This window comes from Rhizobium sp. JAB6, assembly GCF_003024605.1.
Lineage (GTDB): Bacteria > Pseudomonadota > Alphaproteobacteria > Rhizobiales > Rhizobiaceae > Rhizobium.
The window spans coordinates 386,311-406,501 of the sequence record NZ_PYJQ01000009.1 but is presented as its reverse complement, the minus strand read 5'-3'; the positions used below and the strand labels follow the sequence as shown (position 1 = coordinate 406,501).

The window sequence follows — 20,191 nt, the reverse complement described above, 5'->3', positions numbered from 1 at the left end:
AACCCGGCAATGCTACAGTCTGATGACGCGGGCTGTTGGCAGATTCGGCGGAGAAGCGTCCTTGCACATATTTGAGGAGCCCTGACCATCATGGGTCTTTCATCTTGCTGCGTTTCCTGATTGTCTCCGCCTAACTTTCGGGAGAGTATGTGACATGCGTTTGATATCGAGAGTGATCGGGGCTCTTATCGTTCTGCTGCTGATCATTGTCGCCGGCGGGGCCGTCTGGCTCTCTCTTTATCCGCCGGAATTGCTGAAGGTGGGCGATGGCTACGCGGCAAAGATCGTCTGCTCCAATACGTTCGTGGCCAAACGGGACCCGGACAAGGTGATGGAGGAGGATGTACAGGCTCCCGGCAATCCGGCATTGAAGCTCATTCGCGTTTATGTCGACCGCGACGAGGGCGTGGTGACGGCGCGGTTCCTGGGATTGTTCGCGCCGAACCGGGCGCTCTATCGCGGTGCGCTCGGCTGCGCGCTGGTGCCGGACGGTGATCTGCAAACGGCTCGCAGCGCCGTCTTCCTCAATAAGGTCAAGGCGCCGAAGAACGATGCAGTGTGGCCCGATGGGGATACGGTAAACCTCGGTCAGGGGGATGTCGGCAAGAAGCTTGCCGATATCATATCGAATCCGGATCTCGCCGGGCCGGCCATGCGGGCGATCGTCGTTGTCAAGGATGGCCGTATCGTCGGCGAGACCTATGGCGACGGCTTTAGCAAGGGGACGCCGCTGATCGGCTGGTCAATGACGAAAACGGTCAATGCCGCCATCATCGGCCGGCTCATGCTGGCTGGGCGCATGTCCTTCGACGATCAGAATCTTCTGCCGCAATGGAGCGAGGATTCGCGCAAGAACATCAAGCTCAGCGATCTTCTCGCCATGGAAAGCGGCCTTGCCTTCAACGAGTCATATGGCACCGTATCGGATGTAACGCGCATGCTCTATCTCGATGCGGACGTAACCAGCCTCGCAGCCGATGCGCGTCAGGTAGCAGCGCCGGGCGAACGTTTCAGCTATTCCAGCGGTACGGCAGCGCTGCTTTCGCGCCTCTGGATGAACCGGCTGCCCAATCTGAGCGCCGCCGTCTCCTATCCGCGCGAGGCGCTTTTCGGACCGCTCGGCATGTCAAGCGCCGTTTTCGAGGCCGACGAGCGCGGCACCTTCGTCGGCAGTTCCTATCTCTATGCCAGCGCTCGCGACTGGGCGCGCTTTGGCCTGTTTCTGCTGCAGGATGGGGTTTGGAATGGGCATCGCCTGCTGCCGGAGGGTTTCGTCGGCGCCATGCGTACGCCGACGAATGCCTCAGAGGGCATCTACTCGCAGGTTCAGACCTGGCTTGCGGGTCCTGGCGGCTTGAATGCCCAATTCGGTCTGCCTGCGGACACTTTCTGGATGACCGGTCACGACGGTCAAACGGTCGCAATCGTCCCGTCTGCCAATCTCGTCGTCGTACGAATGGGCCTGACGCCGGTCTGGGCGGACTATCGGCCGCAAATTCTGGTAAAGCGGATCATGGGTGTGATAAAGCCGGCCACGAATTAGACCGGCTTTTCAGCCTATTCCGATAAATCAGTAATCGCCGTTGGCGACGTCCGTCAGGCCCTTGCGCTTGGCGTCATAGTAATAGCCACGGGCATAAAGCTGGACGGCGCTGGCTTCCTTGTTTTGAGCCTTGCTGTCTGCCGTCATCCAGGCGCCGCGCAGATACTTGGCGGCGTATTTAATGTTGGTTTCGGCGTCGAGGAGACCGGAAGGCGGGCCTTCATAGCCCATGGATTTGGCCGTGTTATACTTGATCTGCATCAAGCCGAAATATCCAGCGCGGTTATAGGCTTTCGGATTGTAGCGGCTTTCGCGATGAACGACGCGATGGATCAAGGATTCCGGAATCTCGTAAAGCTTGGCGTATTTCTGAATAAGCTTCGAAACGTAGCTCTTTTCCACGGTGGGAACATCGGAATCGTAATTCGGAGTATTGCTGGTGGTCATGACGGCCGGAACGACCGTCGGACCGCTGCTGTCGAAATTGAAGTCGTAATGCATGCGGTTGTCCGCATAGCGTGGAACACCGATCTGCGCGGGCGTGGCGAAGGCGACTTCTGCCTGCGGCGCCGAGCCCGGACGCGGTGTCGGCACGGCGACCTGAATGGCTGCTAGATCCGATGTCATCGGAATGGCCGGCTGGCTCTGAGCCACTGAGGAGGAGGCCGGCGCGAGCGCGGCATCGCCCGGACGCGCCGGATTGGGCATCGGAATGGCGACTACGGAAGGCACCAGCGGTACGTCGGACGCGGCATAGGCTGCTGCGGCTGAGGTGCCGGCAGCTGGAACGCCCGTTGCCGCAGCGATTGCGGCGGTTCCCTGATTGGCAGCGCTCGTAACAGGCGTGCCGAAACGCCCTGCGTCCATCTGCTGCTGGCTTGCAGCCGCAACATTTGTCGTAGCCGGAACAACGCGACCGGCCTTTGCCACTGCTGTTTGTTGAGGCTGCCGCGGACCAATGAAATTCGGCGATACCGCGGCGATTGCGACGCCGCCTGCAGGCGCGGCCGTGCCGGTGGCGGTCAGGGTCGTATTCGGATGCGGCACGTTGGTGTGTGCCGACGGGAGTTCTGCCTGAGAGGTCTGCTGCTGCTGAGTGCTTGCGCACCCGGCGAGAGCGCCGCACATCATTGCCGACAAGGCAACGCTGCGCTTCAGGCTGGGAAATCCGATCGTTACCATTCTGTCACTTTCGAAAAAACCAAACCAAATTTCGATGCAATTCGGCCACAGGACCGCCAAATTCGGTCACAGGATCGATAAAATTATGAATCCCCATTAACCTATCCGTGATCGCGCCGCAACCCTGCACCGCCTCAGGCGGCCATCCGGCGATATCCGGCGGTCACTGCGCCGGCTGCAATCAACAGCGTTCCCCCCGTTCTGTTGACGGCGCGTTGCACGCTTGCCTTGCGGATGAAGCCGCGTGCCATGTCGGCGACGAACACGTAAATAAGTGAGTTCAAGGCCGCCAAAGTGAGGAAAGTTGCCTCCAGAATAAGCGTTTGCTGAAGAAATGGCTTCGACATATCGAGAAATTGCGGAACGAACGCAACGAAGAAGACGATACTCTTCGGGTTTAGAGCCGTTACAACATATGAGTGTAGGAGAATTTTTAACGGTTTTTCCTCTGGGAGATTGTCATTGTCGCCTATTGGACCTGTCACAATAGGGGCTCTCCAGAGCTTGATTCCGAGGAAAACGAGGTAGGCTGCGCCGATCAGTTTCAGAATCGTGAATAGTGTCGCCGATGTGGCAAGGAGAGCGCCGAGGCCGGCGAGCGAAGCGGTCATTGCCGTGAAATCGCCGAGCGTTACGCCGGTCACCGTGGCCAGCGCCGTTTTGCGGCCGTGGCCCAGTGCGTAGGATATGACAAGGAGAATGGTCGGACCCGGTATGGCCAGCATGATGCAGGATGCGGCGGCGAAAGCGAGCCAGGTTTCGATGGACATAGAATCCTCCTCTATTCCTATTTCGCCGCCAGCAAAGACATCGGATTAGCAATCCGTCAACTCAACTGATTGACAATCGGGCCGCCTGATCGTCAATCAGTCCGTGATCACCGATCGATCAGGCCTGTGTGTATTTCTGCCCGATATGCGCCATGACCTCGGCAAACCAGGGCGCGGAGATGTCGAAGGCTTTGCCGCCCTTGATACGCGGAAACTCGATGACGCGCAGTTTGCCGCCCTGACCTTCATCATGTCCCGTGACGCCCGACACCTTATTGAGGGCGTTTTCCACCGCCAGGTCGACCATGCTCTGGATCAGGCGGAGGTCCTCGCCGTTTGCAGGGGCGGAGCGTGCGAAATAGCCTGATTTCTGCACCATCGAGCGTTCGGCGCCGATGATGGCCGCGAATTGCTTCTGGAACCAGCCGCCGACATTGATAGTGTCGATCTTCACGTGACCGAAGGCATCGCGCTTGACGGTCTCCCCAGCCGCCTCGCGTTCGGCGACGATCGCATCGAGGCCTGCGCCTTCCGAAACGAACAGCGTCACCTGACCGGTCTTTTCCATGATGGAGCGCAGGCGTTCGCCTTCAGCTTCGATATCGAATGACATTTCCGGCAAATAGAGGCCGTCGATGCGCTTCAAATCGGCATTCATCATGAAGCCTTCGACATATTCGTTGGCGCTGGTCTTCTGAATGTAGGCGCGCGCGGTTGCCGCGGTCAGCCAGCCACAGTGGCGGCCCATCACTTCATGGATGACGAGCGTCTTCGGGGCGGCGGTCTGTTCGTTGCTGACATTGTCGAAGAAGTCCGCGCCGACTTCGGCTGCCGTCCAGGCGCCGAGGGACTGGCGGATCGGCACGACGTCGTTGTCAACGGTTTTCGGTAAGCCGACGACGGTCAGGTCGTAGCCATTGGCGCCCAGATAGGCGGCAAGATCGGCAGCGGTCGTGTTGGTGTCGTCGCCGCCGATCGTGTGAAGAATGGTCACCCCGTCGGAAGCGAGCCGTTCGGCAGCGACGCGTAGCGGGTTTTCGCCTTCCTTGACGAGGCCGCGCTTGACGCAATCGGCGATGTTGGTGAGCTTGACACGGCTGTTGCCGATCGGCGAGCCGCCGTAACGGTGCAGCAGATAGGCCTTTTCCCGCATGGCCGGAGTGATTTCGATGCTGTCTCCCAGCAGAACTCCCTGGTAGCCCGAGCGATAGGCTACTATGTCGAGGTCAGGTGCCACATCGCTATAGCGCTGGATCAGCCCGCCAACGGCAGACGAAAGGCAGGGCGCCAATCCGCCGGCAGTGAGCATTGCGACTTTCTGTTTGGCCATGGGGATCCTCCTTGCAGTCATGCTGCATCATGTCAGTGGTTGCGGTGGGAATGGATGCGACAGGCGGACATGGGTGTAAAGTAAAGAATTTAAGAAATCGGCGGTTTGTTTCGGCCTCCAAGGCCGGGCAGGGCCGATTGGACGGCCGCTTGCAATGCAGCATCATTACCAAATTGTGAAAAGTGTTTTCGCGCTTGCGACGAATGGACTGCTTGCAATGGCAACCATTATTTGATCAAGGTGTTCTACTGTTTGAGTAGGATATCGAGACCGGCATGTCGTTCTGGGAAAAATTGCTGAATGCTATCGGTAGCACTGCCGGCAATGCCCTGTCGGCGGTCGTCGAGGCTATTCGTACCGTCTTTGAAGGGGATCCGGAAACGCGCCGCAAGGTGGCATTTTCCGTCGCCATAATCGCTCTTTCCGCCAAAATGGCGAAAGCGGATGGCGTGGTCACGGAAAACGAGGTCAACGCATTCCGCGAAATCTTCGAATTCCCGCCCGATCAGGCGAAGAACGTCGCCCGTCTCTACAATCTGGCGCGCCAGGATGTAGCCGGTTACGAAGCCTATGCGGAACGACTGTCGTCCCTTTGCGAAACCTGCACGAAGAATTGCCCTGTGCTGGAAGACGTGCTTGACGGTCTCTTCCATATCGCCAAGGCCGACGGCCTGATCCATGAGAAGGAAATGGCTTTCCTTCAGCATGTCGCCGAAATCTTCCATATGAGCGAGGAGCGGTTCGAACAGATCATGGCGCGTCATGTCAATGTTGGCGGCCGCGATCCCTACAAGGTGCTCGGCGTCTCCCGCCAAGACGATTTTCCGACGATTCGCCGCCGCTACCACGGCCTCGTCTACGAGAACCATCCGGATCGCCTCATGTCGCGTGGGGTGCCGGAAGAGTTCCATGCCATCGCCAACGAGCGCATGGCAGCTCTGAATGCGGCTTATGCCGAGATCGAGAAAGAACGCCGCGCCGCATGAGTGCATTCAAGGCCGATTTCGCTCGCGCCCATGTGCAGCCTTCGCCGAATCATGGCGAGAGGCGGGATGGGCGTCAGCCTGATATCATTCTTCTGCATTATACCGGCATGGGCACGGCTGAGGGCGCTCTCGACTGGCTCTGTCGTCCGGAGAGCCAAGTTTCCAGCCATTATTTCGTCTTCGAGGATGGGCGCGTCATGCAGCTTGTTCCCGAAGAACGCCGAGCCTGGCATGCGGGCAAGAGCTCGTGGCATGGCGAGACCGACATCAATTCATCGTCGATCGGCATCGAGATCGCCAATGCCGGCCATCCCGGGGGACTGCCGGAATTTCCCGATGCGCAGATCGAGGCGGTGATCGAACTGTGTCGCGATTGCGGCCAACGCTGGGCAATCGCGCCTGAACGGGTGCTTGGACATTCCGATGTGGCCCCGGTGCGCAAGGTCGATCCGGGTGAGAAGTTCCCCTGGGCGCGGCTGGCTGCTGCGGGTGTCGGACACTGGGTTGAGCCGGCTTCGATCACCGGCGGACGGTTCTTCCAGAAGGGCGATGTGGGACAGCCTATCGAAGCCTTGCAGTCGATGCTCTCGCTCTATGGGTATAGTACTGAAATAAATGGCAAATTCTCGGAAAAACTGAAAGGCGACGTCGAAGCCTTCCAGCGCCATTTCCGGCAGGAGCGCGTGGACGGCATTGCCGACTTTTCGACGATCAATACGCTTCATCGGTTGCTTGCCGCGCTGCCACGCTATTCCTGAGTTCGTTCCATCCTGTCCCGGTCATTTATAGCCGGCTATAGATAGAAAAACGCGTAACCCCCTGCTGCGCCACAGCTTTTCCCTATTATTTCCGCATTGCATTGGTCTAACGGCGCTCGCTGAACGGCGGTCGCGCCGTCTGGGTTTGTGTGTCGCGCGGCCGTAGACGACTAATGGGGACTGTGCACTCCGGCGGCTCTTTTTGCCTCCAGCCGGACGTGATGGCTTTGGCTATCCGCGGTCCCGCCCCTGGAGACAAAAGACTACATGAAAAATTTGATTGTTGCGGCTGTGGCATGCATGGGCGTGCTGCTGGTGGGATATGATTGCGCCTCTGCGGGCGAGCGTCACGCAAAACAGAAAACGGTTTCCCTCAAAATCGTCAGCCGCACCACGGGCTTCCCGGCTCCCAATGTTCCCGCCGAATTGCGCGATGCAGAGACCTCCTTCGCACGGCAAAATCGCTACTCCGCACTAATTGCCAAATATGCCAAGCAGAACGGGGTCGCAGTCGAACTCGCTACCGCCGTCGTCCAGATCGAAAGCAATTTCAATCCGAAAACTCGTGGAAGTGCAGGCGAAATCGGCCTGATGCAGATCAAGCCGGCGACTGCCCGCCTGATGGGCTATACGGGCGGCGTCAAGGGGCTCTACGATCCCGAAACGAACATCAAGTTCGGCATGAAATATCTCGCCATGGCACAGGACCTCGGCGGCGGTCCGACCTGCAACACCATCCTCAAATATAATGCCGGCCATGGCGCCACGCGCATGAATCCGATCTCGAAGCGTTATTGCGGCAAGGTGCTTGCACTGCTGGACTAACGTTCATACCAGGATTTCGGGTAGGGCGGAATCGCTTTCCGTGCTATCGAAACCGCGACTATGGATGAGGGTTATGACATGGCAGCGGATTTCAGGTTCATCGTCGTCGGCCGGGGTCTGATGGGGGCGGCGGCCGCCCGTCACCTGGCCGGACAAACCGACGGCATCGCTGTTATCGGGCCGGATGAACCTGAGGATCGAGCCAGTCATCAGGGTGTCTTCGGCAGTCATTATGACGAGGGCCGCATCACTCGCACGATCGATCCGGACACGGATTGGGCCCGCCTCGCAAACCGTTCGATCAGCCGCTATGCGGATATCGAACGCGATAGCGGTATCCAGTTCTATACGCCCGTCGGCTGCCTGGTCACGGGCCCGAAACGCGGCGGCAAAATGGCCTATGTCGGCGATGTCGTCGAAGCAGCCGGGCGGCTCCGGGTTCAAATCGAACTTTTCGACGATGCCGGGCTCAAGGCAAAGTTTCCCTTCTTTAGCTTCCCGCCGGGAAGTGAAGGTGTGTTCGAGCCGCATGGGGCGGGCCATATCAGCCCGCGCCGGTTCGTGAAGGCGCAATCGCTACTGGCGGAAAAGGCCGGCGCGCGCGTCATCAAGCAGACGGCGGTGTCGATCCGCGACGAGGGCGGCCTTGCTGTGGTCACGACCGCGGAAGGCGAGACATTCAGTGCGGAAAAAATACTGCTGGCCGCCGGCGGTTTCTCCATTGCCGAGAATCTCTTGCCGCGACCTGTTGAGATGAAGGTCTATGGCCGTACCGTTACTTTCTTCGAAGTTAGCGAGGCTGAAGCCGAGGCGCTTTCCGGCATGCCGTCGCTGATATCGGTGGCGCCGGACGATGTGGACAGCATCTATATGCTGCCGCCGATCCGGTATCCGGACGGCAAGTACTACATCAAGATCGGCGGCGATCCGGACGATCTTCAATTCGAGAGCGAAGCGGAATTACGTGCCTGGTTCCGTACTGCCGGCCGCGACAAGGCGCGCGAACATCTCGTACGGATCTTCCAGGAGCTCGTTCCTGGCGTAAAACGGCCGCCGGCGTTCACCAATTCCTGCGTGGTTTCCTATTCACCATCGGGCTATCCGATGATCGGCTACACCTCGTCCCCACGTGTGGCGGTTCTAACGGGCGGCTGCGGCATGGCCGCCAAGAGCTCCGATGAAATCGGCCGGCTGGGAGCAGAGCTACTGCTTGCGGGTCGAATCAAGGACGAGGGCTACGGCACGGATTTCCCAGCATATTTCCGCAACTAAGATCGGGCTTTGGCAAAGCCGCATATTTCGGTGGCAATTGCGGGCGGTCTCGGTTAATGAGCCTGTGCCAGTTGGCCGGGCAGCCGCGCTTTATCAATGCCGAAAGGCGATGAGGTGAGGAAAGTCCGGGCTCCACGGAAACACGGTGCCGGATAACGTCCGGCGAGGGTAACCTCAGGGAAAGTGCCACAGAAAGCAAACCGCCCGATTTGATCGGGTAAGGGTGAAAGGGTGGGGTAAGAGCCCACCGCGTCTCTGGCAACAGCGACGGCACGGAAAACCCCACCGGGAGCAAAACCGAATAGGGATGACGCGGGACGCGCAGGCGCCCCAGCCCGTTTCCGGGCCGGTCATCCGGGTGGGTTGCACGAGGCGTCGCGCAAGCGCCGTCCCAGATGAATGGCTGCCACGTTCCGGTCACGGCCGGAGCCATACAGAACCCGGCTTACAGGCCAACTGGCAAATCACCACGCTGCCTCCGCAGGTGCATCGAACACTTCGGCGAAAATAATTTCCCGGGGCGGCGAAGCGCTTGAAACTCAGGGGTTCCAGGCTGCGACAGGCAAAGGTTTCGCTTGTGAAAACAATCCGTTTCGCGACGTCTCCTGAAGCCCATCCTAACCTTTCGTTAAACTTAACGTCTTATGAATATTCAGGCTGCGGCCATGTCTGACGTGGCTTCATCCCATTGACGCCCATATGGTCCCATGGTATCCCAAAAGCACACTGCACAAGGGCAAATCAGTGCCCAATCATCGCAAAGCCGTGATCGCTCCCGCTCCGGGGGTGTCGAGGGGGTCTTCGCCCTTTCGGCTTGCGAAGCTGTGTCCGATTTTGGCTGTGCCTGTAGGCGAGTAGCGGCCTGCGGGTCATGGGAGACGGGTGTTTCGCGTCATGAACCGCTTCCTGTCAAATGCGACCAACCGGATCGATTCCAAAGGGCGGGTTTCCGTGCCGGCGGCGTTTCGCTCCGTGCTGGCCGAGCGCAATATCCAGGAGCTTTATTGCTTCCAGGATTTTGTATTTCCGGCGATCAGCGTCGGCGGTCTCGATCTGCTCGGCCGTTTCGAGCGGCAGATCGCGGCGGAGGATCCGTTTTCGCCGGCGGCGAACCAGATGTCGCTCCTCATTCACGGGGGCGGGGTCTTCATGAAGCTCGACGCCGAAGGGCGGTTGATGATCACGGATTTCATTCGCGACTTCACCGGAATCGCAGGCGAGGTGACCTTCGTCGGGCGAGCGGATCATTTTCAATTGTGGCGACCGGAGGCCTTTCTGGCCTTGCAGTCGCAGGCACGAGAGGAGCGCAGGCTGGCGGGCAGGCGCTCGGAATAGAGCGGGGAAACGGAATGGCGGCGAATTCAGGCGGAGGTTCTTCTGATGCCGGTGGCGGACCGGTTCGTCACATTCCGGTTCTTCTTCCCGAGGTGCTGGAGGTGCTGGCTCCGGCGCCCGGCAAAGTCATCCTTGATGGAACGTTCGGCGCTGGCGGCTATACGTCGGCTATCCTCGAGGCCGGTGCCGATGTAATCGCGCTCGATCGTGATCCGACGGCGATTGCGGCAGGGCAGGCGCTCGTTTCCGCCCATGCCGGCCGTCTCACGCTCATTCGGTCGCAGTTTTCCCAGCTGGCCGAACATGCCCCTGCGGGCGGCCTCGATGGCATTGTCCTCGATATCGGCGTCTCGTCCATGCAGATCGACGAGGCCGAGCGCGGTTTCTCCTTCAGCAAGAACGGTCCGCTCGACATGCGCATGTCGGCAAGCGGCGTATCGGCCGCCGATGTCGTCAATCGTGCAAAGCTCGCCGATCTCATTCGCATCTTTGTGTTTCTCGGCGAGGAAAAGCAGGCGCCGCGCATTGCGCATGCGATAGAGAAGCGGCGTGCGGAGGCTCCTTTCGTAACCACTCGCGATCTAGCCGGGTTGATCGAGGTCGTGACGCCGCGAAAGGCAAAGGACAAGATCCACCCAGCGACGCGGGTCTTTCAGGCCTTACGCATTTTCGTCAATGACGAGCTCGGCGAGCTGGCTCAGGCATTGTTCGCAGCCGAGCGCGTGCTCAAGCCGGGCGGGCGCCTCGTCGTCGTGACCTTCCATTCGCTGGAGGATCGGATCGTCAAGAAGTTCTTCGCCGATCGTTCGGGCCGTGCTGCCGGGTCGCGTCACATGCCGATCGTAAGCGAGCGGGCCGCCACCTTCGAGCCGGTCGGCAAGCCGATGATTTCTGCGAGTGACGCCGAGGCGGAAGCCAATCCGCGCGCTCGTTCGGCCAAGTTGCGTGCGGGGATTCGCACCTTGGCTCCGGCGGAAGCGGCAGATCTTTCCATCTTCGATCTGCCAAGTCTCGCCAGTCTTGGAAAGCTTGGGGGCTAAAATGCTGAAGACTTTTGACATCGTGCTGATCGGCGTCATGACGGCCATGGCCAGCGTGACCTATACGATCAAGCATCGTGCCGAGCTGAAGCTGGAAGAGGTTCGCCGCCTCGAATCGGAAATCAAGCTTGAAAGAGATACGATCGATCTCCTCAAGGCGGACTGGGCGCTGGTTTCTCAACCGAACCGTCTCGAACGTCTCGTTAATACCTATAATAGCGAACTTCAGTTGCAGCCGACGCTCTCGACGGCAATCGTCCGGCCGAGCGAATTGCCGATGTTGCGTTCGCAGCTTCCGCCGCCCACGGTAACGGCTTCCAACGATCCGAAGAGCGGCAAGGCAGGGGGCGCCAAGAGCGGCGCCCCGGCAGCCTCGATCAACGGCGATACGACAGACGCGCAAATCAGGAAGGCCATCGCCGACGTGGCTGCCGCGCCGGCACCGCGACCTAAGCCGCCCGCACTTGCGAAACGCAAGAAGCCGGATGTCGACAATATGGCAACGGGATCGGTGAGGGATTAATGTCTTTTCTTTCTCGCATCATGGTGCTGAAGAGCAAGGCCCATTTCTCCACCGACGGCAACAACCGCCTCAACGATGGATCTTCCCGCTCGACATTCGAGGGCGCCCGCAAGCGCAAGTCCAGTCAGGCAAAAAGCCGTGTCGTGCTGCTGGTTGGAAGCTTCATCGCGATCTACTGCGTGATCGGCGGTCGTCTTGCGCAATTCGCCATGACCAAGCCGGATATCACGTCAAGCATTCTGCCGCCGGATCGGCTGATGGCTTCGCGGCCCGATATCGTCGACCGTAACGGCGCCCTTCTTGCAACCGACATTCGTACCGTCTCTCTGTTTGCCGAGCCAAACAAGATCATCGATGTGGACGAAGCTGTCGAGGAGTTGCGTAAGGTCCTGCCGGATCTCGACGCCAAGTCGACCTATAAGAAACTTTCGGCCAAGTCCTCGCACTTTGCCTGGCTCCGTCGGCAATTGACGCCGAAGCAGCAGAGTCAGATTTTGGCACTTGGGATTCCCGGCATCGGCTTCCGTCCGGAGAAGCGCCGCTTCTATCCGGGCGGCACCACCGCTCCCCACATTCTCGGCTATGTCAATATCGACAATCGCGGCGTTGCCGGAATGGAGAAATATATCGACGACCAGGGGCTCGCCGATCTGGCGGCTGCCGGCATGACCAACGATCAGCCGCTGCAGCCGGTGAAGCTTTCGATCGATCTGCGTGTGCAGGGCATTGTCCGCGATGCGGTCGTCAATGCAGTCAAGAATTTCCAGGCCAAGGGCGCAGGCGCAGCTGTGCTCGACGTCCACACGGGCGAGGTCCTCGGCATGGCCTCGGCGCCGGACTTCGATCCGAACTATCCGAACGAAGGCGCCACGGAAGGTTGGCTCAACCGCATGACGAACGGCACGTTCGAAATGGGGTCGACCTTCAAGACCTTCACCATGGCCATGGCGCTGGATGATGGAAAGGTGACGTTGCGTGATGCCTTCGATGCCACCAATCCGATCCGCATCGGTGGCTTTACCATCAAGGATTTCCACGGCCAGCGTCGCGTTTTGACTGTTCCTGAAATTTTCCAATACTCCTCGAACATCGGAACGGCCAAGATCGCCGATCTCGTGGGCATCGAGGGCCATAAGGAATTCCTCACCCGTATCGGCCTGCTCACGAAGATGCAGACCGAATTGCCCGAGGTGAAGATGCCGTCGCAGCCACGCGTCTGGAAGAAGATCAATTCTATCACGATCTCCTTCGGCCACGGTGTCTCGACGACGCCGCTGCAGACAGCCGTCGCGGGAGCAGCACTCGTCAATGGCGGCAAGCTGATCGAGCCGACCTTCCTGCCGCGCACGCGCGACCAGGCCGACGCGATCGCCAAGATGGTCGTCAAGAAGAGCACCAGCGACGACGTGCGCTTCCTGCTCGAGTTCAACGGTACCAGGGGCTCGGGTCGTAACGCCCGCGTTCCCGGCTACAATGTCGGCAGCAAAACCGGAACGGCCGATAAGGTGGTCAACGGCCGGTATTCCAATACGCTGAACTTCAATACCTTCATGGCCGTGTTTCCGATCGACAATCCGCAATACATCGTCATGACCTTCATCGATGAGCCCAAGAGCGGCGAGCGCGGCGGCGGGACGATTTCGGCCTTCACGGCCTTGCCGATCGCCCGTGATATCGTCGCTCGCGCGGCACCGATTCTCGGAGTGCAGCCCAGTTTTGGAAAAGATGACTCGGCCTTGCTGGCGTCTTATTAAGCGTGAAAGAATACACACGTCGATTCGCGAGGGGCGGACTGATCGAGAAGGCGAAAAGTACATTCGATGAACTTGCGGGATATTGCCGGAAATGAGTTTCCGGAACTCAACACACATATTGGCGGGGCACTTGGCGATCTTGAGATAAACGGGATCTCCGCCGACAGCCGTAAGGTGGCGCCGGGCATGGCTTTTGTTGCCGTCGCCGGTACCAAGGCCGACGGCGCAAGCTTCATCGCCGACGCCGTTTCGCGCGGTGCCTCCGCTATAGTTGCGGGTCATGCGGCCGATGCCGGTAATGTGCCGCTGCTGCAAGTCTCCGAGCCGCGCCGATTCCTCGCCGTCGCCGCTGCGCGTTTTTATGAACGGCAGCCCGGAACGATGGTGGCGGTGACGGGAACAGCGGGTAAGACCTCGGTTGCTTCCTTTACACGTCAGATATGGGCTCATGCCGGCCATCCGGCCGCGATGATCGGCACGACAGGGGTCGTTTCGCCTACCCGCAATGAATATGGTGCACTGACAACGCCCGATCCGGTGTCGCTGCACAAGCTGCTGGCCGAACTGGCGGGCGAAGGCGTTACCCATGCGGCGATGGAGGCTTCCAGCCACGGCCTCGATCAGTTCCGGCTTGATGGCGTGAAGCTCGCTGCCGCTGCCTTCACCAATCTCGGCCGTGATCACATGGATTACCATCCTACGGTCGAGGACTATATGGCCGCAAAGATGCGGCTGTTCCGCGATTTGCTGCCCGAGGGCGCGCCGGCTGTCATCTTTGCGGACGATGCCTGGTCCGCGCAGGCAATTGCCGCCGCACAGGCGGCCGGGCACGATGTCCGCACCATCGGGCGCAAGGGTGATTTCCTCGCGTTGAAGCGCGTCGAGCATTTCCGCCACAAGCAGACCGCCGAGGTGCATGTCGGCGACGACATATTCGAAGTTCATATCCCGCTCGCTGGCGATTTCCAGATCGCCAATGCGCTGGTTGCTGCCGGCCTCGCGATTTCGACCGGTGTTGCCGCGCCGGTCGCCATGGCGGCACTCGAAAAGCTCGTCGGTGCATCTGGCCGCCTTGAGCTTGTCGGTCATACGCATGACGGCGCGCTCGCCTATGTCGACTATGCCCACAAGCCGGATGCGCTTGAAAACGTGCTGAATTCGGTGCGTCCGTTCACGACGGGACGAGTCATCGTCGTCTTCGGTTGCGGCGGCGACCGCGATCGCGGCAAGCGCCCGATCATGGGCGAGATCGCCTGCCGCCTTGCCGATGTCGTTATCGTCACCGACGACAACCCGCGCTCGGAAGATCCGGCAACGATCCGCTCGGAGATCATGGCGGCTGCCGCTTGCGCGACCGAGATCGGCGATCGCGCCGACGCGATCCGTAGGGCCGTCGGCCTGCTGAAATCCGGCGACACGCTGATCGTTGCCGGCAAGGGGCATGAGGAAGGTCAGACGATCGGCAGTGTCACGCTGCCGTTCTCCGATCATGCCGAATTGCGCAAAGCATTGGAGGATTTGAAGTCTTGAGCTGGCTATGGACAACTGAGGATCTGATCGCTGCAATCTCCGGCCGCTCTTTCGGGGTGCTGCCTGAAGGCATTACGGGCATTTCCATAGACAGTCGTTCCATCCAGCCTGGCGAGGCTTTCTTCGCCATCAAGGGCGATCGCGTCGATGGTCATGACTATGCCAATATCGCTATGGCGAACGGCGCAGCTTTCATCGTCATCAGCGAGGCACGCCTGCCTGCCATGGGTAGTCTGACCGTACCGAAGGTTGTCGTGGACGATGTGTTGGCGGCGCTTGCGCGGCTCGGTGTTGCCGCCCGCAAGCGTACGCGGGCGAAGATCATCGCTGTCACCGGTTCGGTCGGCAAGACGACGACGAAAGAGATGCTGCGGCGGGCCCTGACGCCTTCCGGCAAGGTGCATGCCTCGGTTGCTTCGTTCAACAACCATTGGGGCGTCCCGCTGACCTTGGCACGCATGCCCGAGGGCACCGATTTCGGCGTTTTCGAAATCGGCATGAACCATCCTGAAGAGATCAGGCCCTTGGTCAAGATGGTGCAGCCGCATGTGGCAATCATCACCACCATCGCGCCGGCCCATCTCGGCAATTTCAACAGCATCAGTGAGATCGCTGCTGCAAAGGCGGAGATATTCGACGGCGTCGTGCCAGGTGGTCATGCCATCCTCAATCACGACAACGACCAGTTCGAAATGCTGGAGAAGGCCGCCATGGCAGCCGGAATCGAGCATATCCATAGCTTCGGACAGCATGCGAAGGCCGATGTCCGCCTCGCCGAGTTCAATGCCTCGGAAGAGAATTCGACACTTTGGCTGACGATCGGCGGCGAGACCATGGAGGTGGCGCTTGGCGCGCCCGGGCGCCATATCGCGGAAAACGCGCTCGCCGTGCTCGGCGCCGTCATGCTGGTGGAGGCCGATCTGGATCGGGCGGTCGATGCGCTGGCCGACCTCCAGCCGGAAAAGGGCAGGGGCCAACGCCACAAACGGGCGATCGGTAACGGCTATTTCACGCTGATCGACGAAAGCTACAACGCCAATCCCGCTTCGATGCGCGCGGCTATCGCGCTGCTGGCGACGACATCGCCGCAGGCTGGGCCGGGCGGACGGGTGGGCAGGCGCATCGCCGTGCTCGGCGACATGTTGGAAATGGGAGACTACGCCCAGCGCGTGCATGCCAACCTTGCGGGGCCGCTGCTTGCGGCCGGCATCGAGCATGTCTGGCTGGCAGGTCCGGAGATGGCGGCTTTGAGGGATGAGCTGCCGGAAAGTGTTCATGTCGAATATCACGAGACGACGGAGGAGCTCTCGGAATTCGCGCTCAATTCTGTCGCACCCGGCGATGTCTTGATGGTGAAATCGTCGCTGGGAATGGGGTTCGGAAAGATCATCGCGGGCTTGCTTGACAAATTTCCCGCATTTTCCGACACGGGCCCCCACACCCATCAGGGGCTTTAGAAAGGGCTCTTATGCTGATCTGGCTTGCCGAACTGTCGGACCATATTCATTTTTTCAGTACCCACTTCAGATTCCTCAATCTGTTCAGATACATCACGTTTCGTACCGGCGGTGCCCTGTTCACGTCAGCGTTGATCGTTTTTCTCTTCGGGCCGCGAATCATCTCCTCCCTGCGCGTACGTCAGGGCAAGGGGCAGCCGATCCGCGCCGATGGTCCGCAGACGCACTTCAAGAAGGCTGGCACCCCCACCATGGGCGGCCTGATGATCCTCGCCGGGATTGTCGTTTCTTCGCTGCTTTGGGCTGATCTTGCCAATGTCTATGTCGTTGCCACGCTGCTGGTGACGCTCGGCTTCGGCGCCATCGGCTTCTATGACGATTATCTCAAGGTCACCAAGCAAAGCGACAAGGGCTTTTCCGGCCGTGCGCGTCTCGGCATCGAATTCGTGATTGCCGCGATTGCCGTCTATTTCATGATGACGACGGCGCTTTCCTCCGGTCCGGCCGGCTCCACCTTCGGCTCGTCGATCGCCTTCCCCTTCTTCAAGAACCTGCTGCTGAACCTCGGCATGTTCTTCGTGCTGTTCGGCGCCTTCGTCATTGTTGCCGCCGGCAATGCCGTCAATCTGACGGACGGTCTGGACGGACTGGCGATCGTGCCCGTCATGATCGCCGCGGCCTCCTTCGGCGTCATCGCCTATCTTGCCGGCAACTTCGTCTTTGCCGATTATCTCGCGATCAATTTCGTACCCGGAACGGGCGAACTGGCCGTCGTGCTTGGCGCGGTCATCGGCGCAGGTCTCGGCTTTCTCTGGTTCAATGCGCCGCCGGCGGCCATCTTTATGGGCGACACCGGCTCGCTGGCTCTCGGCGGTATGATCGGCTCGGTTGCGGTTGCCACCAAGCACGAGATCGTCATGGCGATCATCGGCGGTCTCTTCGTGCTCGAGGCGCTTTCCGTCATCATCCAGGTCGGCTTCTTCAAGATGACCAAGCGCCGCGTTTTCCTAATGGCGCCTATCCACCATCACTTCGAGAAGAAGGGCTGGACGGAAAGCCAGGTCGTCGTGCGTTTCTGGATCGTCGCCGTCATCCTGGCGATGATCGGCCTTTCCACTCTGAAGCTGCGGTGAGGCGCCGATGATTCCGGTCTCCACGCTGAACGGAAAGAAGGTCGCTCTCTTCGGCCTTGGCGGCTCCGGCTTTGCCACTGCGCGCGCGCTCGTTGCCGGCGGCGCCGATGTCACGGCCTGGGACGACAATCCGGACAGCGTGGCGAAAGCGGCTGCCGAGGGAATAGCGGTCGCCGATCTGAGAACGATCGACTGGAAGAGCTTGTCCGTTTTCGTTCTTTCGCCCGGCGTGCCGCTGACCCATCCCAAACCGCATTGGACAGTCGATCTTGCCCATGCCGCCGACGTCGAGGTCATCGGCGATGTCGAGCTTTTCGTTAGGGAGCGGCGAGCACATGCGCCGGATTGCCCTTTCATCGCCATTACCGGAACGAACGGCAAATCGACGACGACGGCGCTGATTGCCCATATCCTGCGATCGAGTGGGCGTGACACGCAGCTTGGCGGCAATATCGGTACGGCGGTGCTGACGCTCGATCCGCCGAAGGCCGGGCGCTTCTACGTCGTCGAATGCTCCTCCTATCAGATCGATCTGGCGCCGACGCTCAACCCTTCGGCCGGCATTTTGCTGAACCTGACGCCGGATCACCTCGATCGGCACGGTACGATGCAGCATTATGCCGATATCAAGGAACGGCTCGTCGCGGGCAGCGATGTCGCCGTCGTCGGGGTCGACGATCGCTATTCCTCGTTGATCGCCGATCGCATCGAGCGGGCAGGCAGCAAGGTGATCCGGATTTCGCGCCGGCACGCCCTGGCGGATGGCCTCTATGCGGAAGGCAGCCACATCCTGCGGGCATCGGGCGCTGCTGCGCACGAGATCGCTGATCTCGACGGCATTCAAACGCTGCGCGGGGGGCATAATGCACAGAATTCCGCGGCGGCAATCGCCGCCTGCCTCGCTGTCGGTGTTTCCGCGGATGAAATTCGCGCTGGGCTGAAATCCTTTCCAGGGCTCAAGCATCGCATGCAGCCTGTGGGAAGGCGCGGGCGCGTCGTCTTCGTCAACGATTCCAAGGCGACCAATGCCGATGCGGCTGCACCCGCACTTTCGAGCTATGAGAATATCTACTGGATCGCCGGTGGTTTGCCAAAAGAAGGCGGTATCAGAAGTCTCGCGCCGCTTTTTCCGCGGATTGCCAAGGCCTATCTGATCGGCGAGGCGGCACCCGCCTTTGCGGCGACGCTTGGCGATCAGGTTCCTTACGAGATTTCCGGCACGCTGGAACGCGCCGTCGCGCATGCTGCCGCGGATGCGGACAGAGATGAGCACGAGTCCGCGGCGGTGATGCTGTCCCCGGCTTGCGCAAGCTTCGATCAGTATAAGAATTTCGAGGTCAGGGGCGACGCCTTCGTCAGCCATGTCGCTGCGATCGATGGCGTCACCATGCTGATCGGTTCAGCAGCTGGAGGCAAATGATATGGTAAGCCGCGTTGAACGTGGGGCCTTGGCCGAGTGGTTCTGGACCATCGACCGCGTGTTTCTCGCCCTTTTCATCCTCTTGATCGGCATCGGCTTCATGCTGTCCTTCGCGGCTTCACCCGCGGTGGCGGAGCGTATCGGGCTTGAGCCGTTCCACTTCGTCAAGCGCCACGCCCTGTTCCTCGTTCCGGCGATCGCGGCAATGATCGGCATTTCCTTCATGACGCCTAGACAGGTGCGAAGGACGGCTGTCATCCTGCTCATCGTGTCGCTGGCGATGATGCTTTTCGCGCTTTTCTTCGGCATCGAGGTCAAGGGTTCGCGGCGCTGGGTCAATATCGCGGCCTTGTCGATCCAGCCTTCGGAATTCATGAAGCCGGCTTTCGTCGTCGTCTGCGCCTGGCTGTTTTCCGAACATGCCCGTCAGCCGGAGATTCCCGGCAATCTCTTTGCCATCATCCTTTTCGGTATCGTCGTCGCCTTGCTCGTCGCGCAGCCTGACCTTGGTCAGACGATCCTGACGACCGCTGTCTGGGGCGGCATGTTCTTCATGGCCGGCATGCCCTGGCTGTGGATTATCGTGCTCGGCGGTCTCGGGGCCGGTGGTTTCGTTACCGCTTATTATGTGTTCGATCACGTGGCGCAGCGCGTGAACAAGTTCCTGACGGGCGAGGGTGATACGTTCCAGGTCGATACCGCCAAGGAAGCGATCGTTCACGGCACCTGGTTCGGCGTCGGCCCGGGTGAAGGTACCGTCAAGCGCATCATTCCGGACGCCCATACCGACTTCATCTTCTCGGTCGCAGCCGAAGAGTTCGGCGCCATCTTCTGCATGGTACTCGTGCTGATCTTCGCCTTCCTTGTGCTGCGCGGTCTTTCGCATGCCTACAAGGAGAAGAATGACTTCAACCGCTTCGCCGTTGCCGGCCTGGTGCTGCAGATCGGTATCCAGTCGATCATCAACATCGGCGTGAACCTCCAGTTGCTGCCGGCAAAAGGCATGACGCTGCCGCTGATTTCCTACGGCGGTTCGTCGATGACCGCGATCTGCGTGACGGCAGGCTTCATTCTGGCACTCACGCGTCACAGGCCGGAAAAGCGTGCGCAGGATCGGACCATGTTCCGCGTGACGCACGGATTGCCGGCGGAGTGATCGTCTTGGGACTACCGGCCATCTGCTCCTTGTATCTCCTGCCTGCCGCTCATTCTCCGGTCGCTTTTCCCGAGGCGCCGGTCTATGAGGGGGGCTTGGCCCGCGCCGATGACGCGGTCGGGGCGGCTTCCTATATTAGGGAGATGCCCCGAGTAGTGGGGTATTCGCGGGAGCGAA

At 60.0% G+C, this 20,191-nt stretch carries 17 protein-coding genes and 1 other RNA gene; 15 read left to right on the top strand and 3 right to left on the bottom strand.

All coding sequences use genetic code 11. The annotated features are described in order from the left end of the window. Positions 1 to 154: 154 nt before the first annotated feature. On the top strand, positions 155 to 1,543 hold the full coding sequence (locus C7U61_RS11925; RefSeq protein WP_106998287.1) for a serine hydrolase: 1,389 nt from the start codon (positions 155 to 157) through the stop codon (positions 1,541 to 1,543). Between the two features lie 27 nt (positions 1,544 to 1,570). On the opposite strand, the gene C7U61_RS11920 is transcribed toward C7U61_RS11925, so the two are convergent. From C7U61_RS11920 to C7U61_RS11910, 3 genes are all read right to left on the bottom strand, one after another. Further along, positions 1,571 to 2,725 (bottom strand): lytic transglycosylase domain-containing protein, encoded by a 1,155-nt coding sequence (locus C7U61_RS11920; protein WP_106998286.1) that lies wholly within the window; start codon positions 2,723 to 2,725, stop codon positions 1,571 to 1,573. A 134-nt stretch (positions 2,726 to 2,859) separates the two neighbouring features. Further along, entirely contained in the window at positions 2,860 to 3,495 is a 636-nt protein-coding gene (locus C7U61_RS11915) for a LysE family translocator (RefSeq protein WP_106998285.1), read from the bottom strand. A gap of 118 nt (positions 3,496 to 3,613) precedes the next feature. Next, positions 3,614 to 4,825 (bottom strand): pyrophosphate--fructose-6-phosphate 1-phosphotransferase, encoded by a 1,212-nt coding sequence (locus tag C7U61_RS11910; protein ID WP_106998284.1) that lies wholly within the window; start codon positions 4,823 to 4,825, stop codon positions 3,614 to 3,616. A gap of 275 nt (positions 4,826 to 5,100) precedes the next feature. Between C7U61_RS11910 and C7U61_RS11905 the strand changes: the two genes are divergently transcribed. The 14 genes from C7U61_RS11905 (at position 5,101) to ftsW (ending at position 20,014) form a co-directional block, all read left to right on the top strand. Next, complete coding sequence (locus C7U61_RS11905) at positions 5,101 to 5,811, top strand: DnaJ family molecular chaperone (protein WP_106998283.1); 711 nt, start codon at positions 5,101 to 5,103, stop codon at positions 5,809 to 5,811. Then, entirely contained in the window at positions 5,808 to 6,569 is a 762-nt protein-coding gene (locus C7U61_RS11900; protein WP_106998282.1) for an N-acetylmuramoyl-L-alanine amidase, read from the top strand. The genes C7U61_RS11905 and C7U61_RS11900 overlap by 4 nt, the downstream gene beginning before the upstream one ends. A gap of 267 nt (positions 6,570 to 6,836) precedes the next feature. Then, entirely contained in the window at positions 6,837 to 7,394 is a 558-nt protein-coding gene (locus tag C7U61_RS11895) for a transglycosylase SLT domain-containing protein (protein ID WP_106998281.1), read from the top strand. Between the two features lie 78 nt (positions 7,395 to 7,472). Beyond that, entirely contained in the window at positions 7,473 to 8,666 is a 1,194-nt protein-coding gene (locus C7U61_RS11890) for an FAD-binding oxidoreductase (RefSeq protein ID WP_106999069.1), read from the top strand. A gap of 67 nt (positions 8,667 to 8,733) precedes the next feature. After that, an RNA gene (gene rnpB, locus C7U61_RS11885) (RNase P RNA component class A) lies at positions 8,734 to 9,130 on the top strand. Positions 9,131 to 9,560: 430 nt separating this feature from the next. Continuing rightward, positions 9,561 to 10,001 (top strand): division/cell wall cluster transcriptional repressor MraZ, encoded by a 441-nt coding sequence (mraZ, locus tag C7U61_RS11880; RefSeq protein WP_106998280.1) that lies wholly within the window; start codon positions 9,561 to 9,563, stop codon positions 9,999 to 10,001. Positions 10,002 to 10,015: 14 nt separating this feature from the next. Further along, the gene (gene rsmH, locus C7U61_RS11875) at positions 10,016 to 11,041 is read left to right on the top strand and encodes a 16S rRNA (cytosine(1402)-N(4))-methyltransferase RsmH (protein WP_106998279.1); all 1,026 of its coding nucleotides are present in this window, start codon (positions 10,016 to 10,018) and stop codon (positions 11,039 to 11,041) included. Position 11,042: 1 nt separating this feature from the next. After that, the gene (locus C7U61_RS11870; protein ID WP_106998278.1) at positions 11,043 to 11,564 is read left to right on the top strand and encodes a hypothetical protein; all 522 of its coding nucleotides are present in this window, start codon (positions 11,043 to 11,045) and stop codon (positions 11,562 to 11,564) included. Next, the gene (locus C7U61_RS11865) at positions 11,564 to 13,318 is read left to right on the top strand and encodes a penicillin-binding protein 2 (RefSeq protein WP_106998277.1); all 1,755 of its coding nucleotides are present in this window, start codon (positions 11,564 to 11,566) and stop codon (positions 13,316 to 13,318) included. Before C7U61_RS11870 ends, C7U61_RS11865 begins: the two co-directional genes overlap by 1 nt. 66 nt (positions 13,319 to 13,384) lie before the next feature. Further along, positions 13,385 to 14,848, top strand: coding sequence for a UDP-N-acetylmuramoyl-L-alanyl-D-glutamate--2,6-diaminopimelate ligase (locus tag C7U61_RS11860; RefSeq protein ID WP_106998276.1), 1,464 nt, complete (start codon positions 13,385 to 13,387; stop codon positions 14,846 to 14,848). Next, complete coding sequence (locus C7U61_RS11855) at positions 14,845 to 16,305, top strand: UDP-N-acetylmuramoylalanyl-D-glutamyl-2,6-diaminopimelate--D-alanyl-D-alanine ligase (RefSeq protein ID WP_106998275.1); 1,461 nt, start codon at positions 14,845 to 14,847, stop codon at positions 16,303 to 16,305. The genes C7U61_RS11860 and C7U61_RS11855 overlap by 4 nt, the downstream gene beginning before the upstream one ends. 11 nt (positions 16,306 to 16,316) lie before the next feature. Further along, a complete protein-coding gene (gene mraY / locus C7U61_RS11850) occupies positions 16,317 to 17,438 on the top strand; it encodes a phospho-N-acetylmuramoyl-pentapeptide-transferase (RefSeq protein ID WP_106998274.1) in 1,122 nt (373 codons plus the stop codon). A gap of 7 nt (positions 17,439 to 17,445) precedes the next feature. Then, positions 17,446 to 18,858 carry a UDP-N-acetylmuramoyl-L-alanine--D-glutamate ligase gene (gene murD, locus C7U61_RS11845; protein ID WP_106998273.1) on the top strand — a complete coding sequence of 471 codons (1,413 nt, stop codon included), beginning with the start codon at positions 17,446 to 17,448 and terminating at the stop codon, positions 18,856 to 18,858. Position 18,859: 1 nt separating this feature from the next. Beyond that, positions 18,860 to 20,014, top strand: a complete 1,155-nt coding sequence (gene ftsW, locus C7U61_RS11840; protein WP_015340353.1) for a putative lipid II flippase FtsW — start codon at positions 18,860 to 18,862, stop codon at positions 20,012 to 20,014. Positions 20,015 to 20,191: the final 177 nt, after the last annotated feature.

Bases quoted from the DNA above. Each gene is read 5' to 3' on its own strand.
- C7U61_RS11925 (WP_106998287.1), top strand. From the start codon at position 155: ATGCGTTTGATATCGAGAGTGATCGGGGCTCTTATCGTTCTGCTGCTG.
- C7U61_RS11920 (WP_106998286.1), bottom strand. From the start codon at position 2,725: ATGGTAACGATCGGATTTCCCAGCCTGAAGCGCAGCGTTGCCTTGTCG.
- C7U61_RS11915 (WP_106998285.1), bottom strand. From the start codon at position 3,495: ATGTCCATCGAAACCTGGCTCGCTTTCGCCGCCGCATCCTGCATCATG.
- C7U61_RS11910 (WP_106998284.1), bottom strand. From the start codon at position 4,825: ATGGCCAAACAGAAAGTCGCAATGCTCACTGCCGGCGGATTGGCGCCC.
- C7U61_RS11905 (WP_106998283.1), top strand. From the start codon at position 5,101: ATGTCGTTCTGGGAAAAATTGCTGAATGCTATCGGTAGCACTGCCGGC.
- C7U61_RS11900 (WP_106998282.1), top strand. From the start codon at position 5,808: ATGAGTGCATTCAAGGCCGATTTCGCTCGCGCCCATGTGCAGCCTTCG.
- C7U61_RS11895 (WP_106998281.1), top strand. From the start codon at position 6,837: ATGAAAAATTTGATTGTTGCGGCTGTGGCATGCATGGGCGTGCTGCTG.
- C7U61_RS11890 (WP_106999069.1), top strand. From the start codon at position 7,473: ATGGCAGCGGATTTCAGGTTCATCGTCGTCGGCCGGGGTCTGATGGGG.
- mraZ (WP_106998280.1), top strand. From the start codon at position 9,561: ATGAACCGCTTCCTGTCAAATGCGACCAACCGGATCGATTCCAAAGGG.
- rsmH (WP_106998279.1), top strand. From the start codon at position 10,016: ATGGCGGCGAATTCAGGCGGAGGTTCTTCTGATGCCGGTGGCGGACCG.
- C7U61_RS11870 (WP_106998278.1), top strand. From the start codon at position 11,043: ATGCTGAAGACTTTTGACATCGTGCTGATCGGCGTCATGACGGCCATG.
- C7U61_RS11865 (WP_106998277.1), top strand. From the start codon at position 11,564: ATGTCTTTTCTTTCTCGCATCATGGTGCTGAAGAGCAAGGCCCATTTC.
- C7U61_RS11860 (WP_106998276.1), top strand. From the start codon at position 13,385: ATGAACTTGCGGGATATTGCCGGAAATGAGTTTCCGGAACTCAACACA.
- mraY (WP_106998274.1), top strand. From the start codon at position 16,317: ATGCTGATCTGGCTTGCCGAACTGTCGGACCATATTCATTTTTTCAGT.
- murD (WP_106998273.1), top strand. From the start codon at position 17,446: ATGATTCCGGTCTCCACGCTGAACGGAAAGAAGGTCGCTCTCTTCGGC.
- ftsW (WP_015340353.1), top strand. From the start codon at position 18,860: ATGGTAAGCCGCGTTGAACGTGGGGCCTTGGCCGAGTGGTTCTGGACC.